Genomic DNA, 12,158 nt, shown 5'->3' with positions numbered 1-12,158 from the left:
AGAAGTTAAAGATGGTTGAGTAAATGCCCGGGAGAGGGCGTTGAAGAACAAACGATGACAGCCCCAGACAGAATATAGTTTATTAAGAAATGAGAAAAGCAAAACCAAAGAAACGTGTGATCCTTCCGGATCCAGTGTTTGGCGACCAAAAGGTCTCCAAGTTTGTGAACCACTTGATGTATGATGGCAAGAAGAACACCTCGTATGACATTTTCTACAAGGCTCTTGACATTGTAAAGACAAAGTCAGAAAAAGAAGAGAAGTCTCCGCTTGAGATATGGAAGCAAGCGCTCGACAATATCACCCCTATGGTGGAGGTTAAGAGCCGCCGTATAGGTGGAGCCACATTCCAAGTTCCTACAGAGATACGTGCGGATCGTAAAGAGAGCGTGTCTATGAAGAATATGATTTCTTTCGCGCGTAAACGTGGTGGCAAGAGTATGGCTGAAAAATTGGCCGCGGAGATAATGGACGCATATAATAATCAGGGTGGCGCTTACAAGCGTAAGGAGGATATGCACCGTATGGCCGAGGCCAACCGTGCGTTCGCTCACTTCCGGTTCTAATCAAGGTATTTATAAAGGATAATAAGACAATGGCAAATCGCGATTTACATTTGACTCGCAATATCGGTATTATGGCCCACATCGATGCCGGTAAGACAACAACGTCTGAGCGTATACTGTTCTATACAGGCAAGACTCACAAAATAGGTGAGGTGCATGATGGCGCGGCTACGATGGACTGGATGGCACAGGAGCAGGAGCGTGGTATTACGATAACATCCGCTGCTACTACTTGTAATTGGAACTGGAATGGCAAATCTTTCAAGATAAACTTGATTGACACTCCGGGTCACGTTGACTTTACCGCTGAGGTGGAACGCTCTTTGCGCGTGCTCGATGGCGCAGTCGCTACATATTCGGCAGCTGATGGCGTTCAGCCCCAGAGCGAAACGGTGTGGCGTCAGGCAGACAAATACAACGTTCCTCGTATAGGATATGTTAACAAAATGGACCGTTCGGGTGCAGACTTTTTTGAGACTGTGCGACAGATGAAAGATATTTTGGGGGCAAATCCTATCGCCATTCAAATACCAATTGGTGCAGAGGAGAACTTCAAAGGTGTGGTAGACCTTATCAAGATGAAAGCCATACTTTGGCACGACGAAACGATGGGAGCGGAATATGATATAGAGGATATACCAGCCGATCTTGTTGACGAAGCTGCCGAGTGGCGTGATAAACTGCTTGAGGGTGCTGCCAACTATGACGATGACTTGATGGAGAAATATCTTGAAGACGCTTCCACAATTACAGAGGAAGAGTTAATCAGGGCTCTCCGCAAAGGATGTATCTCTATGGAGTGCACACCTATGCTGTTGGGTTCATCGTATAAAAACAAAGGCGTGCAGCCATTGCTTGATTATATTTGTGCGTTCTTGCCTTCGCCTCTTGACACTGAGAATATTGTTGGTACCAACCCAGAAAACGACCAAGAAGAAGATCGCAAACCCAGTGAGCAAGAACCTACGGCTGCTTTGGCTTTCAAGATAGCCACAGACCCATTTATGGGGCGTTTGGTATATTTCCGTGTATACTCTGGTAAAGTAGTGGCTGGTTCGTACGTTTACAATCCACGTACAGGAAAACGTGAGCGCATCAGTAGGTTGTTCCAAATGAACTCACACCAAGAAATTCCTATGGAAAGCATTGATGCTGGTGATATCGGAGCAGGTGTAGGTTTTAAGGACATTCGTACGGGTGATACCCTTTGCGACGAGAACAAACCTATCGTTTTGGAGTCTATGACATTCCCAGACACGGTGATTTCTATCGCAGTGGAGCCGAAAAGTCAGGCGGATGTTGCCAAGCTTGATAATGGCCTGGCCAAGTTGTCAGAGGAGGATCCTACGTTCACGGTTCATACAGATGAGCAAAGTGGACAGACTATTATCTCTGGTATGGGCGAGCTTCACCTCGATATTATCATCGACCGTTTGAAACGTGAGTTCAAGGTTGAGTGCAACCAAGGTAAGCCACAGGTTAACTACAAAGAAGCTATTACCAAGAACGTTGACGCATGGCGCGAGGTTTACAAGAAGCAAAGTGGTGGTCGTGGTAAATTTGCCGATATTATTGTTAATGTGGGTCCAAAAGATCCCGATTATACAGAAGGTGACTTGCAGTTTGTAAACGAAGTCAAAGGTGGTAACGTTCCTAAGGAGTTTATCCCCTCTGTAGAAAAAGGTTTCAAGGATTCTATGAAAAATGGTATCCTCGGCGGTTTCCCAATGACTGACATGAAGGTTACGCTTGTTGATGGTAGCTTCCACCCAGTGGACTCTGACCAACTCTCGTTTGAGCTCGCTGCTCACGCAGCTTTCAGAAACGTTTGCCAAAAAGCAGGCCCTGTCTTGATGGAGCCTATCATGAAGGTAGAGGTAGTGACACCTGAAGAGAATATGGGTGATGTGATTGGCGACTTGAACAAGCGTCGTGGCATGGTTCAAGGCATGGACGAGGCTCGTAGTGGCGCTCGTATCGTGAAAGCCATGGTACCATTGTCAGAGATGTTTGGCTATGTGACAGCTTTGCGTACCATTACGTCTGGTCGTGCCACGAGCTCTATGGAGTATGATCATCACGCACCTTTGTCCCAGTCTCTTGCAGAGCAAGTGCTGGAAGAACTAAAGAAATAATAAAGACAGGAGAGCGCTGCTTAGCGAACGACTCTTAAGCAGAGCCCTCTTTGATATATAAATAACAATAACAAGACACATGAGTCAAAAAATTCGTATCAAGCTGAAAAGCTATGACCATCAGTTGGTTGATAAATCGGCTGAGCAAATTGTAAAGGCTGTCAAGAGTACGGGAGCCATTGTAAGTGGCCCTATTCCATTGCCAACACACAAGCGCATCTACACCGTGAACCGTTCTACGTTTGTTAACAAAAAAGCGCGTGAACAGTTTCAGTTGTCTTCTTACAAGCGTCTTATAGACATCTACAGCGCCACAAGCAAAACTGTGGATTCTTTGATGAAACTTGAGTTGCCCTCAGGTGTAGAAGTAGAAATCAAGGTATAGTTTTGCGTAGCGCATAATAGCAGCTATGAAGTTTAGGATACACAAAAAAGAAATTTTATATCTTTAATAAACATTTATTGAAATGCCAGGATTAATTGGAAGAAAAATCGGAATGACATCCGTGTTCAGTGCCGACGGTAAAAATGTGCCGTGCACTGTTATCGAAGCTGGTCCTTGTGTTGTAACCCAGGTTAAGACTGTAGAGAAAGATGGCTACAAAGCTGTTCAGCTTGGTTTTGGTGAGGCTAAAGAAAAAAGAACCACCAAGCCTATGGCCGGAATTTTTAAAAAGGCGGGCACAACACCAAAGAAGCACTTGGCCGAGTTCAAGTTTGACGAGGAGTATAACCTCGGCGATACTATCACAGTGGAGCTATTTGCTGACGCTGATTTTGTTGACGTGGTTGGCACCTCTAAGGGAAAAGGTTTCCAAGGAGTTGTTAAACGTCACGGATTTGGTGGTGTAGGCCAAAGCACACACGGCCAAGATGACCGCGCTCGCAAACCGGGTTCTATTGGTGCCTGTTCTTATCCAGCGAAGGTCTTTAAGGGCATGCGCATGGGTGGCCAAATGGGAGGTGATCGTGTTACCACACAGAACCTCAAGGTGTTAAAAGTAATTCCGGAGCAGAACCTCCTTATTGTGAAAGGTTCTTTTGCCGGTTGCAATGGTTCAACTGTTTTAATTGAAAAGTAATGGAAGTTAGTGTTTTAAATATCAACGGTCAAGAGACTGGAAGAAAGGTAACCTTGAATGAGGCTATCTTTGGGATTGAGCCTAACGATCACGTCATTTACTTGGATGTAAAGAGGTATCTTGCTGGCCAGCGTCAGGGAACTGCTAAAACTAAGGAAAGAAGTGAACGCTCGGGTTCCACCCGTAAGCTCGGTCGTCAAAAAGGTGGTGGTGGAGCACGTCGCGGTGACATCAACTCTCCTGTATTGGTGGGTGGCGGTCGTGTGTTTGGACCACAGCCACGCGATTACAGTATAAAACTTAACAAAAAAGTAAAAGTTCTTGCTCGCAAATCTGCGTTGTCTTATAAGGCTCAAGAAAATGCGATCATTGTAGTAGATGATTTTGACTTGGCCTCTCCGAAGACTAAAGATTTTATAAATATAGCTAAAAATCTTAAAGTTGAAGGTAAAAAGACGCTTGTGGTTTTGCCAGAAGTTAATAAAAACGTATATTTGTCCGCTCGTAACATTCAAAAGGCAGAAGTTATGACAGCAAATGCAATCAATACGTATAAAATTTTGAATGCAGATGTTCTTGTCATGGCTGAAAGTTCGTTGAAGACAATCGACAATATCTTAAACAAGTAAAGAGGAGAACTATAATTATGGCATTTATAATCAAACCGCTGGTCACTGAGAAGATGACCAAGATTACAGACAAACAGCCCAGCCGTTACGGTTTTCTGGTTCGCCCCGAAGCTAATAAACTCGAGATAAAAAAAGAGGTAGAGAGCCTGTACAATGTTACGGTGTTAGATGTGAATACGGCGCGCTACTCGGGCAAGCGTTCGAGTCGCTATACAAAAGCAGGTCTTGTGAAAGGCCAAAAAAACGCGTTCAAGAAAGCTATCGTCACTTTGAAAGATGGCGATATGATTGATTTTTACAGCAATTTATAAATAAGAAATGGCAGTACGTAAATTAAAACCGGTTACACCGGGACAAAGACACAAGATTATTGGCACGTTCGAGGAAATTACTGCATCCGTGCCAGAAAAGTCTCTCGTTTACGGAAAACGTAAGACCGGTGGTCGAAACAACACCGGTAAGATGACTGTGCGCTACATAGGTGGCGGTCATAGACAGAAGTATCGTTTTATCGACTTCAAGCGAGAGAAAGATGGTGTTCCTGCTGTAGTTAAGACAATCGAGTATGATCCTAACAGATCTTCTCGAATTGCTCTGTTGTACTACGCAGATGGTGAAAAACGTTACATTATTGCTCCTAACGGACTGAAGGTGGGTGCAACTTTGATGTCGGGAGCTGAGGCAGCCCCTGAGGTTGGAAATGCATTACCATTAGCTAACATTCCTGTAGGTACCGTGATTCATAATATTGAGTTGCGTCCAGGACAGGGTGCATTGCTTGTTCGTTCGGCTGGTAATTTTGCTCAGTTAACTTCTCGTGATGGCGCTTATTGCGTTATTAAACTTCCTTCAGGAGAGACACGTTTAATTCTCTCTACTTGTAAGGCTACTGTGGGTAGTGTTGGTAACTCTGACCATGGATTGGAACGCTCTGGTAAGGCAGGACGTTCTCGTTGGTTGGGACGTCGTCCACACAACCGTGGTGTTGTTATGAACCCTGTGGATCACCCAATGGGTGGTGGCGAAGGTCGCCAATCTGGTGGGCATCCTCGTTCTCGTAAGGGATTGTACGCAAAAGGGCTCAAGACTCGCGCACCAAAGAAGCTTTCAAACAAGTATATTATTGAAAGAGCTAATAAGAAGTAATTAAGATAATCAGAGTAAAATTATGAGTCGTTCACTTAAAAAAGGTCCATATATCAATGTTTCTCTTGAGAAAAAAATTCTTGCGATGAACGAGAGTGGAAAGAAAAATGTTGTAAAGACATGGGCTAGAGCTTCAATGATTTCCCCGGATTTCGTGGGTCACACTGTTGCAGTTCATAACGGAAATAAATTTATCCCTGTTTACATTACTGAGAACATGGTAGGTCATAAGCTCGGAGAGTTTTCTCCTACCCGCCGTTTTGGTGGTCACTCTGGTAATAATAAAAAGTAAAGGGGACTAAGATTTTTTAAACAAGTAAATTAATAATGGGAGCAAGAAAACATATCGCGGCTGAAAAATTAAAAGAAGCCCGCAAAAATCAATACTTCGCTAAGCTAAAGGGTGTTCCCTCCTCTCCACGCAAGATGCGCTACGTTGTAGATATGATCCGTGGAATGGAAGTGAACAGAGCCCTTGGAGTATTGAGATTCTCCAAGAAGCACGCTGCTGCTGATGTGGAGAAACTGCTGCGCTCTGCCATCGCAAACTGGGAGACGAAGAATGAGCGCAAGGCAGAAGATGGTGAACTCTATATAAGTAAGGTCTTCGTTGACGAAGGTGTCACAATGAAACGTATGAGACCAGCACCACAAGGTCGTGGTTATAGAATACGCAAACGTTCTAACCACGTAACACTCTTTGTTGATGCCAAAACTAACGACGTAAAAGAATAAATAGAATGGGACAGAAAGTTAATCCAATAAGCAATCGCCTCGGCATTATCCGTGGTTGGGATTCAAATTGGTTTGGTGGCAAGAGCTTCGGAGAAAATATCGTAGAAGATAAAAAAATCCGCAAGTATTTGAACAAACGCTTGGAAAAAGCCAGCGTTTCGCGAATTGTCATTGAGCGCACTTTGAAATTGGTTACCATTACTATTTGTACTGCCCGTCCGGGTATCGTTATTGGTAAAGGTGGTCAAGATGTTGACAAGCTGAAAGAAGAGTTGAAAAAACTTTATAACAAGGACATTCAAATCAATATTTTCGAGGTTAAGAAACCTGAGCTTGACGCTACTATTGTCGCTAATAACATAGCAAGCCAAATAGAGCATATGATGGCTTACCGTCGTGCTATTAAAATGGCTATCCAAAACACTATGCGCGCCGGAGCAGAAGGTATCAAGGTCCAAATCAGTGGACGTTTGAATGGTGCTGAAATGGCAAGAAAGGAAATGTACAAGGAAGGACGTACCCCCCTGCATACTTTCCGCGCTGACATAGATTATTGCCAGACAGAGGCGTTGACCAAAGTAGGTCTTCTTGGAATAAAGGTTTGGATATGCCGTGGTGAGGTTTACGGAAAACGTGACTTGGCTCCTAACTTCTCTCAGGAACGCCAGAGTGGCAATCGTGGCTTAGGAAGACAAAGTCGTGGTGGTCGTAGAAGAAGTAATAACCGTTAAAAGAAGAAGTTACTATGTTACAGCCGAAAAGAGTAAAATATAGAAGGCCGCAAGATGGGCGTGGCAACAAAGGCAACGCACACCGTGGCACACAACTGGTCTTCGGTTCGTTTGGTATCAAAACGCTTGAGCCAAAATGGATTGATAGTCGCCAGATAGAGGCAGCACGTGTAGCTGTCAACCGTTACATGAATCGTGAGGGGCAAGTGTGGATACGTATCTTCCCGGATAAACCAATCACACGCAAACCTGCTGATGTGCGTATGGGTAAAGGTAAAGGTGACCCAGCTGGATGGGTTGCACCTGTTACTCCTGGACGCATCCTTTTCGAAGTAGAGGGCGTAAGTTTTGATGTTGCCAAGGAGGCACTTCGACTTGCCGCTCAAAAACTTCCTGTTAAAACCAAGTTTGTGGTAAGACGTGATTACGATAAAAACGCTTAATTATGAAGATTGAAGAAATAAAACAACTCGCCGACAAGGACTTGCGCGAGAAGCTGGAGCAAACAGAGGCAGCTTTGAACAATATGAAGCTTAACCATCAAGTTACTCCGCTTGAGAATCCGATGCAGATTAAAGCTGTTCGTCGTGATGTCGCACGCATGAAAACTGTACTTCGTCAAAGAGAACTTGTTAAGTAAAAAACAGATGGAAACAAGAAATTTAAGAAAAGTAAGACAAGGTGTAGTGGTGAGCGACAAGATGGACAAGACTATCGTGATCGCTGCTAAGTTTAAAGAGAAGCACCCAATTTATGGTAAGTTTGTCCAAAAGACAAAGAAATACCACGCTCACGACGAGAAAAATGAAGCTCATGTAGGCGATACCGTACAAATTATGGAAACGCGCCCTCTTTCTCGTACTAAGAGATGGAGATTAATACAAATCGTAGAAAAAGCTAAGTAATTATGATACAGGCATTAACTAAACTTACAGTATGTGATAACAGTGGTGCGCGTGAAGCCATGTGCATTCGTGTACTTGGAGGCACGGGCCGCCGTTATGCGAGCGTTGGTGACGTGATTGTCGTTTCTGTCAAGAACGTTATACCAAACAGCGATTTGAAGAAGGGTGCGGTATCTAAAGCTTTGGTTGTTCGCACAAAAAAAGAAATCCGTCGTCAAGATGGATCATATATACGTTTCGACGACAATGCTTGCGTGTTGTTAAACAATGCAGGTGAGCTTCGTGGAAGTCGTATTTTTGGTCCTGTTGCCAGAGAGTTGCGTGCTATCAATATGAAAGTGGTTTCCTTAGCACCTGAGGTTCTTTAATATATAAAAAATTAAAGTAATGAGTAAGTTACATATAAGAAAAGGTGATACCGTGATTGTCATTGCTGGTGCGGACAAGGGTAAGACTGGCAAGGTGCTCAAGGTTATGGTTGATGATAACCGCGCCATTGTAGAAGGTGTCAACATGGTGTCAAAAAGCACTAAGCCCTCAGCGAAGTATCCTCAAGGAGGAATTATTAAGCAAGAGGCGCCAATACATGTATCTAATTTGAATCATGTCGACCCAAAGAGTGGCAAGGCTACTCGTGTTTCTATAAAACATGAAGGTAAGAATGTCATTCGTATCGCAAAAAAATCAGGGGAGGTAATTAAGTAATGAATACAGCACAATTAAAAAAGCAATATAAGGATGAGATTGCTCCTGCTCTGAAGAAGCAATTCAATTATTCCTCAAGTATGCAAGTACCTGTATTAGAAAAGATAGTTATTAATCAGGGACTGGGTGACGCTACACAAGATAAGAAGATTATCGATGTGGCTATCAACGAGATTAGTACCATCGCCGGTCAAAAAGCAGTAACTACATATTCTAAGAAGGATATTGCAAACTTTAAGCTTCGTAAAAAAATGCCTATTGGAGTTATGGTTACATTACGTCGTGAGCGCATGTATGAGTTTCTTGAGAAACTTGTTCGTGTGGCTTTGCCCCGCATCCGTGACTTTAAGGGTGTTAATACTAAGTTTGATGGTCGTGGCAACTACACGCTTGGCGTGACAGAGCAGATAATTTTCCCGGAAATCAATATTGATCAAATAGATCGTATTCAGGGTATGAATATAACGTTTGTTACTTCTGCGAAAACTGACGAAGAGGGCTATGCACTTCTGAAAGGTTTCGGACTTCCTTTTAAAAATGCTAAAAACGATTAATGTAATATGGCAAAAGAATCAATGAAAGCTCGCGAGGTAAAGCGTGAGAAACTTGTTGCTCGATATGCAGAGAAACGTGCGGCTTTAAAAAAGATTATCGCGACTACTGAAAACCCTGCAGAGGCGTATGAGGCTGCTCGTAAGCTTCAGGCAATTCCAAAGAATGCAAATCCCATTCGTCTTCATAACCGTTGTAAAATCACGGGACGTCCAAAGGGATACATTCGCCAATTTGGAATCTCTCGTATCCAGTTTCGCGAGATGGCATCACAGGGACTTATACCAGGAATTAAAAAGGCAAGCTGGTAGAATCTTTATGGAATAGTTAAGGCTTGTTAGTCATGTGGGACCGCTAACAACCTTGATTTGTATAGGAAGATATTTTTAATATTGTCGGGGTAGTCCCGATTAATTAAACTTTATATTTATGACAGATCCAATAGCAGATTATCTGACAAGATTGAGGAATGCGATTATGGCACATCATCGTGTCGTGGAGATTCCTGCATCTAACATGAAGAAATCGATTACTAAGATTCTCTTCGAAAAGGGTTACATCTTAAACTACAAGTTTATCGAAGATGGACCACAGGGAACTATTAAAGTAGCATTGAAGTATAACCCTGTATCAAAACAAAATGCTATCAAGAGTTTGAAGCGCGTGTCTTCGCCAGGTTTACGAATGTATACTGGATACAAAGATATGCCGAGAGTAATTAATGGACTGGGTATTGCTATTTTATCCACGTCGCAAGGTGTAATGACAGACAAAGAAGCGCGCGACTTGAAGATTGGTGGTGAGATTCTTTGCTACATCTATTAATTGGAGGATTTGAATATGTCTAGAATAGGAAAATTACCAATTAGCATACCATCAGGAGTTACGGTTAGCTTCGATGAGAAAAGTAATATCGTTACTGTAAAAGGGCCCAAGGGAGAGCTTGCCCAAGAGATTAGCTCTTCTATTAAATTGAATAATAACGACGGTCAAATTGTTCTTGAAATTGACGAGAGCAGCCCTATAGATTATAAACAAAAACAGGCTTTTCATGGTTTGTACCGCTCTTTGATCAATAATATGGTTGTTGGTGTTAGCGAGGGCTACACAAAAGAGCTTGTACTTGTCGGTGTTGGTTACCGTGTTTCAAATCAAGGAAATCTTATAGAGTTCTCACTTGGCTATACTCACCCAATCTATTTGGAGTTGCCGAAAGAAGTCAAGGTTGAAACAAAGTCTGAGAGAAATCAAAGTCCGGTCATCACTCTTCAAAGTGCAGACAAGCAGTTGTTAGGGTTGATTTGTGCAAAAATTCGTTCTTTCCGTAAGCCTGAACCTTATAAGGGTAAGGGTATCTTGTTTAAGGGCGAAGTTATTCGCAGAAAGTCTGGTAAGACAGCAGCTGCTAAGTAAATTTTATTAAGAGTTTATGATTATGACAACAAAGAAAGAACAAAGACGAATTAAGATAAAGTTCCGTATTCGTAAGAATGTTAATGGAACAGCAGAGCGACCACGTCTTAGCGTTTTCCGCTCAAACAAGCAAATATATGCTCAGATCATTAATGATTTAGAGGGTAATACTTTGGCTTGTGCGTCATCTCTTGGAATGGAGAAACTCCCCAAAAGTGAGCAAGCCGAAAAGGTTGGAGAAATGATTGCTCAGAAAGCTAAAGCCGCAGGAGTAGAATCCGTTGTTTTTGACAGAAATGGATATCTTTATCATGGTCGTGTGCAGGCACTTGCTGATGCGGCACGTAAAGCTGGTCTTAATTTTTAAACGAATATGGCAATGAATAAAGTAAATATAAATAGTGACACAGAATTAAAAGACCGTTTAGTTGCTATTAACCGTGTAACAAAAGTTACAAAGGGTGGTCGTACCTTCACTTTCGCTGCCATTGTCGTAGTAGGTGATGGCAAAGGTGTTATTGGCTATGGTTTGGGAAAAGCTGGTGAGGTTACTGCTGCAATAGCTAAAGGCACTGAGGCCGCTAAGAAAAATTTAGTTCAGGTTCCTGTCCTTAAGGGTACAGTACCTCATGAAGTTGAGGTAAAATATGGTGGAGCTCAAGTGCTTCTTAAACCTGCAGCAGAAGGTACTGGACTGAAGGCCGGTGGTGCTATGCGTGCTGTATTGGTGAGCGCTGGTATTACTGATGTGATAGCTAAATCTAAAGGTTCTACAAATGCTCATAACCTTGTTAAGGCCACTATAAAAGCATTAGCGGAAATGCGTGATGCCTATCAAATAGCTGGTGAGCGTGGAGTTACAATGGATAAAGTGTTTAACGGTTAATCAAGGAGAAATACACAATGTCAACTATTAAAGTAAAGCAGATAAGGAGCGCCATTGGTTATCCTGTTGATCAGAAAAAGACACTTCGTTCTTTAGGACTACGTAAGATTTCTCAGGTAGTTGAAATAGACGATACTCCCAGTAATTTAGGGATGGTTCGCAAAGTTCACCATTTGGTGGAAGTAGTCAAGTAATAAGTTTTAATTCAGATAATTCAGACGAAATCATGAAACTAAATAATTTGAAACCAACAGAGGGTTCTACTCATTCACGTCGTCGTATAGGTCGTGGCACCGGCTCAGGCCTGGGTGGCACCTCTACCCGTGGACACAAGGGGGCCAAGTCTCGTTCTGGTTATAAAAGAAAGATCGGATTTGAAGGAGGACAGATGCCTTTGCAACGTCGTGTTCCAAAATCTGGTTTTAAGAACATTAACCATAAGGAATATTTGGCTATTAATCTTTCCGTTCTTCAGAAATTGGCAGAAGAGAAATCCCTTGCTAAGATTGGCATCGCGGAGCTTGTTGATGCACGCATAACCAATGGTAGGGAACTTGTCAAAATACTTGGAGATGGTGAGTTGAAAGCAAAACTTGAAGTAGAAGCTAACGCTTTCTCAAAATCTGCGGAAGAGGCTATTAAAGCTGTTGGTGGAAAAACAACTATAATTTAA

The 12,158-nt window shown here is 42.8% G+C and carries 23 protein-coding genes; all 23 read left to right on the top strand.

Features of this window, described 5'->3' with window-relative positions; translation table 11 throughout:
• The first annotated feature begins 89 nt into the window (after positions 1 to 89).
• Positions 90 to 566 (top strand): 30S ribosomal protein S7, encoded by a 477-nt coding sequence (gene rpsG / locus C7379_RS09125; RefSeq protein ID WP_036893598.1) that lies wholly within the window; start codon positions 90 to 92, stop codon positions 564 to 566.
• Positions 567 to 595: 29 nt separating this feature from the next.
• Complete coding sequence (gene fusA / locus C7379_RS09120; RefSeq protein WP_116617040.1) at positions 596 to 2,701, top strand: elongation factor G; 2,106 nt, start codon at positions 596 to 598, stop codon at positions 2,699 to 2,701.
• A 79-nt stretch (positions 2,702 to 2,780) separates the two neighbouring features.
• Positions 2,781 to 3,086: a 30S ribosomal protein S10 gene (rpsJ, locus tag C7379_RS09115; protein ID WP_116617039.1), complete on the top strand. Its 306-nt coding sequence runs from the start codon at positions 2,781 to 2,783 to the stop codon at positions 3,084 to 3,086.
• Between the two features lie 82 nt (positions 3,087 to 3,168).
• Positions 3,169 to 3,783: a 50S ribosomal protein L3 gene (gene rplC / locus C7379_RS09110; RefSeq protein ID WP_116617038.1), complete on the top strand. Its 615-nt coding sequence runs from the start codon at positions 3,169 to 3,171 to the stop codon at positions 3,781 to 3,783.
• Positions 3,783 to 4,412 (top strand): 50S ribosomal protein L4, encoded by a 630-nt coding sequence (gene rplD, locus C7379_RS09105; RefSeq protein ID WP_116617037.1) that lies wholly within the window; start codon positions 3,783 to 3,785, stop codon positions 4,410 to 4,412. The genes rplC and rplD overlap by 1 nt, the downstream gene beginning before the upstream one ends.
• Positions 4,413 to 4,429: 17 nt before the next feature.
• Complete coding sequence (gene rplW / locus C7379_RS09100) at positions 4,430 to 4,723, top strand: 50S ribosomal protein L23 (RefSeq protein ID WP_116617036.1); 294 nt, start codon at positions 4,430 to 4,432, stop codon at positions 4,721 to 4,723.
• 7 nt (positions 4,724 to 4,730) lie between these two features.
• Positions 4,731 to 5,558 (top strand): 50S ribosomal protein L2, encoded by an 828-nt coding sequence (gene rplB, locus C7379_RS09095; protein ID WP_116617035.1) that lies wholly within the window; start codon positions 4,731 to 4,733, stop codon positions 5,556 to 5,558.
• Between the two features lie 22 nt (positions 5,559 to 5,580).
• Complete coding sequence (gene rpsS / locus C7379_RS09090) at positions 5,581 to 5,850, top strand: 30S ribosomal protein S19 (RefSeq protein ID WP_036893606.1); 270 nt, start codon at positions 5,581 to 5,583, stop codon at positions 5,848 to 5,850.
• A 35-nt stretch (positions 5,851 to 5,885) separates the two neighbouring features.
• Positions 5,886 to 6,293, top strand: coding sequence for a 50S ribosomal protein L22 (gene rplV, locus C7379_RS09085; RefSeq protein WP_036893607.1), 408 nt, complete (start codon positions 5,886 to 5,888; stop codon positions 6,291 to 6,293).
• A gap of 5 nt (positions 6,294 to 6,298) precedes the next feature.
• Positions 6,299 to 7,024, top strand: a complete 726-nt coding sequence (gene rpsC, locus C7379_RS09080) for a 30S ribosomal protein S3 (RefSeq protein WP_116617034.1) — start codon at positions 6,299 to 6,301, stop codon at positions 7,022 to 7,024.
• A 14-nt stretch (positions 7,025 to 7,038) separates the two neighbouring features.
• Positions 7,039 to 7,467 carry a 50S ribosomal protein L16 gene (rplP, locus tag C7379_RS09075; RefSeq protein WP_116617033.1) on the top strand — a complete coding sequence of 143 codons (429 nt, stop codon included), beginning with the start codon at positions 7,039 to 7,041 and terminating at the stop codon, positions 7,465 to 7,467.
• 2 nt (positions 7,468 to 7,469) lie between these two features.
• Positions 7,470 to 7,664, top strand: coding sequence for a 50S ribosomal protein L29 (rpmC, locus tag C7379_RS09070; RefSeq protein WP_036893611.1), 195 nt, complete (start codon positions 7,470 to 7,472; stop codon positions 7,662 to 7,664).
• 7 nt (positions 7,665 to 7,671) lie between these two features.
• The gene (gene rpsQ / locus C7379_RS09065; RefSeq protein ID WP_036893613.1) at positions 7,672 to 7,929 is read left to right on the top strand and encodes a 30S ribosomal protein S17; all 258 of its coding nucleotides are present in this window, start codon (positions 7,672 to 7,674) and stop codon (positions 7,927 to 7,929) included.
• A 2-nt stretch (positions 7,930 to 7,931) separates the two neighbouring features.
• Positions 7,932 to 8,297 carry a 50S ribosomal protein L14 gene (gene rplN, locus C7379_RS09060; RefSeq protein WP_036893615.1) on the top strand — a complete coding sequence of 122 codons (366 nt, stop codon included), beginning with the start codon at positions 7,932 to 7,934 and terminating at the stop codon, positions 8,295 to 8,297.
• Between the two features lie 19 nt (positions 8,298 to 8,316).
• Positions 8,317 to 8,634, top strand: coding sequence for a 50S ribosomal protein L24 (gene rplX / locus C7379_RS09055; RefSeq protein WP_036893616.1), 318 nt, complete (start codon positions 8,317 to 8,319; stop codon positions 8,632 to 8,634).
• Positions 8,634 to 9,188 (top strand): 50S ribosomal protein L5, encoded by a 555-nt coding sequence (rplE, locus tag C7379_RS09050; RefSeq protein ID WP_116617032.1) that lies wholly within the window; start codon positions 8,634 to 8,636, stop codon positions 9,186 to 9,188. Before rplX ends, rplE begins: the two co-directional genes overlap by 1 nt.
• Before the next feature lie 6 nt (positions 9,189 to 9,194).
• On the top strand, positions 9,195 to 9,497 hold the full coding sequence (gene rpsN / locus C7379_RS09045) for a 30S ribosomal protein S14 (RefSeq protein ID WP_116617031.1): 303 nt from the start codon (positions 9,195 to 9,197) through the stop codon (positions 9,495 to 9,497).
• A 118-nt stretch (positions 9,498 to 9,615) separates the two neighbouring features.
• Positions 9,616 to 10,011 carry a 30S ribosomal protein S8 gene (gene rpsH / locus C7379_RS09040; protein ID WP_116617030.1) on the top strand — a complete coding sequence of 132 codons (396 nt, stop codon included), beginning with the start codon at positions 9,616 to 9,618 and terminating at the stop codon, positions 10,009 to 10,011.
• 15 nt (positions 10,012 to 10,026) lie between these two features.
• Positions 10,027 to 10,599, top strand: coding sequence for a 50S ribosomal protein L6 (gene rplF / locus C7379_RS09035; RefSeq protein WP_116617029.1), 573 nt, complete (start codon positions 10,027 to 10,029; stop codon positions 10,597 to 10,599).
• Positions 10,600 to 10,621: 22 nt separating this feature from the next.
• Positions 10,622 to 10,966, top strand: coding sequence for a 50S ribosomal protein L18 (gene rplR / locus C7379_RS09030; protein WP_116617051.1), 345 nt, complete (start codon positions 10,622 to 10,624; stop codon positions 10,964 to 10,966).
• Between the two features lie 6 nt (positions 10,967 to 10,972).
• Positions 10,973 to 11,485, top strand: a complete 513-nt coding sequence (rpsE, locus tag C7379_RS09025) for a 30S ribosomal protein S5 (RefSeq protein WP_116617028.1) — start codon at positions 10,973 to 10,975, stop codon at positions 11,483 to 11,485.
• Between the two features lie 17 nt (positions 11,486 to 11,502).
• Positions 11,503 to 11,679: a 50S ribosomal protein L30 gene (rpmD, locus tag C7379_RS09020; RefSeq protein ID WP_081935310.1), complete on the top strand. Its 177-nt coding sequence runs from the start codon at positions 11,503 to 11,505 to the stop codon at positions 11,677 to 11,679.
• Between the two features lie 32 nt (positions 11,680 to 11,711).
• Positions 11,712 to 12,158 (top strand): 50S ribosomal protein L15, encoded by a 447-nt coding sequence (rplO, locus tag C7379_RS09015; RefSeq protein ID WP_116617027.1) that lies wholly within the window; start codon positions 11,712 to 11,714, stop codon positions 12,156 to 12,158.

The sequence above is a fragment of the Hallella colorans genome, assembly GCF_003096815.1.
Lineage (GTDB): Bacteria > Bacteroidota > Bacteroidia > Bacteroidales > Bacteroidaceae > Prevotella > Prevotella colorans.
The sequence above is the reverse complement of the archived record's forward strand: the minus strand, read 5'-3'. Positions and strand labels throughout refer to the sequence as shown.

Excerpts from the sequence above, each read along its gene's own strand:
- rplO (WP_116617027.1), top strand. The coding sequence starts at position 11,712 with ATGAAACTAAATAATTTGAAACCAACAGAGGGTTCTACTCATTCACGT.
- rpsC (WP_116617034.1), top strand. The coding sequence starts at position 6,299 with ATGGGACAGAAAGTTAATCCAATAAGCAATCGCCTCGGCATTATCCGT.
- rplX (WP_036893616.1), top strand. The coding sequence starts at position 8,317 with ATGAGTAAGTTACATATAAGAAAAGGTGATACCGTGATTGTCATTGCT.
- rpsS (WP_036893606.1), top strand. The coding sequence starts at position 5,581 with ATGAGTCGTTCACTTAAAAAAGGTCCATATATCAATGTTTCTCTTGAG.
- rplV (WP_036893607.1), top strand. The coding sequence starts at position 5,886 with ATGGGAGCAAGAAAACATATCGCGGCTGAAAAATTAAAAGAAGCCCGC.
- rpsQ (WP_036893613.1), top strand. The coding sequence starts at position 7,672 with ATGGAAACAAGAAATTTAAGAAAAGTAAGACAAGGTGTAGTGGTGAGC.
- rpsE (WP_116617028.1), top strand. The coding sequence starts at position 10,973 with ATGGCAATGAATAAAGTAAATATAAATAGTGACACAGAATTAAAAGAC.
- rplP (WP_116617033.1), top strand. The coding sequence starts at position 7,039 with ATGTTACAGCCGAAAAGAGTAAAATATAGAAGGCCGCAAGATGGGCGT.
- rpsN (WP_116617031.1), top strand. The coding sequence starts at position 9,195 with ATGGCAAAAGAATCAATGAAAGCTCGCGAGGTAAAGCGTGAGAAACTT.
- rplE (WP_116617032.1), top strand. The coding sequence starts at position 8,634 with ATGAATACAGCACAATTAAAAAAGCAATATAAGGATGAGATTGCTCCT.
- rplF (WP_116617029.1), top strand. The coding sequence starts at position 10,027 with ATGTCTAGAATAGGAAAATTACCAATTAGCATACCATCAGGAGTTACG.
- rpmD (WP_081935310.1), top strand. The coding sequence starts at position 11,503 with ATGTCAACTATTAAAGTAAAGCAGATAAGGAGCGCCATTGGTTATCCT.
- rpsH (WP_116617030.1), top strand. The coding sequence starts at position 9,616 with ATGACAGATCCAATAGCAGATTATCTGACAAGATTGAGGAATGCGATT.
- rplD (WP_116617037.1), top strand. The coding sequence starts at position 3,783 with ATGGAAGTTAGTGTTTTAAATATCAACGGTCAAGAGACTGGAAGAAAG.
- rpmC (WP_036893611.1), top strand. The coding sequence starts at position 7,470 with ATGAAGATTGAAGAAATAAAACAACTCGCCGACAAGGACTTGCGCGAG.
- fusA (WP_116617040.1), top strand. The coding sequence starts at position 596 with ATGGCAAATCGCGATTTACATTTGACTCGCAATATCGGTATTATGGCC.
- rplB (WP_116617035.1), top strand. The coding sequence starts at position 4,731 with ATGGCAGTACGTAAATTAAAACCGGTTACACCGGGACAAAGACACAAG.
- rplW (WP_116617036.1), top strand. The coding sequence starts at position 4,430 with ATGGCATTTATAATCAAACCGCTGGTCACTGAGAAGATGACCAAGATT.
- rplC (WP_116617038.1), top strand. The coding sequence starts at position 3,169 with ATGCCAGGATTAATTGGAAGAAAAATCGGAATGACATCCGTGTTCAGT.
- rpsG (WP_036893598.1), top strand. The coding sequence starts at position 90 with ATGAGAAAAGCAAAACCAAAGAAACGTGTGATCCTTCCGGATCCAGTG.
- rplN (WP_036893615.1), top strand. The coding sequence starts at position 7,932 with ATGATACAGGCATTAACTAAACTTACAGTATGTGATAACAGTGGTGCG.
- rplR (WP_116617051.1), top strand. The coding sequence starts at position 10,622 with ATGACAACAAAGAAAGAACAAAGACGAATTAAGATAAAGTTCCGTATT.
- rpsJ (WP_116617039.1), top strand. The coding sequence starts at position 2,781 with ATGAGTCAAAAAATTCGTATCAAGCTGAAAAGCTATGACCATCAGTTG.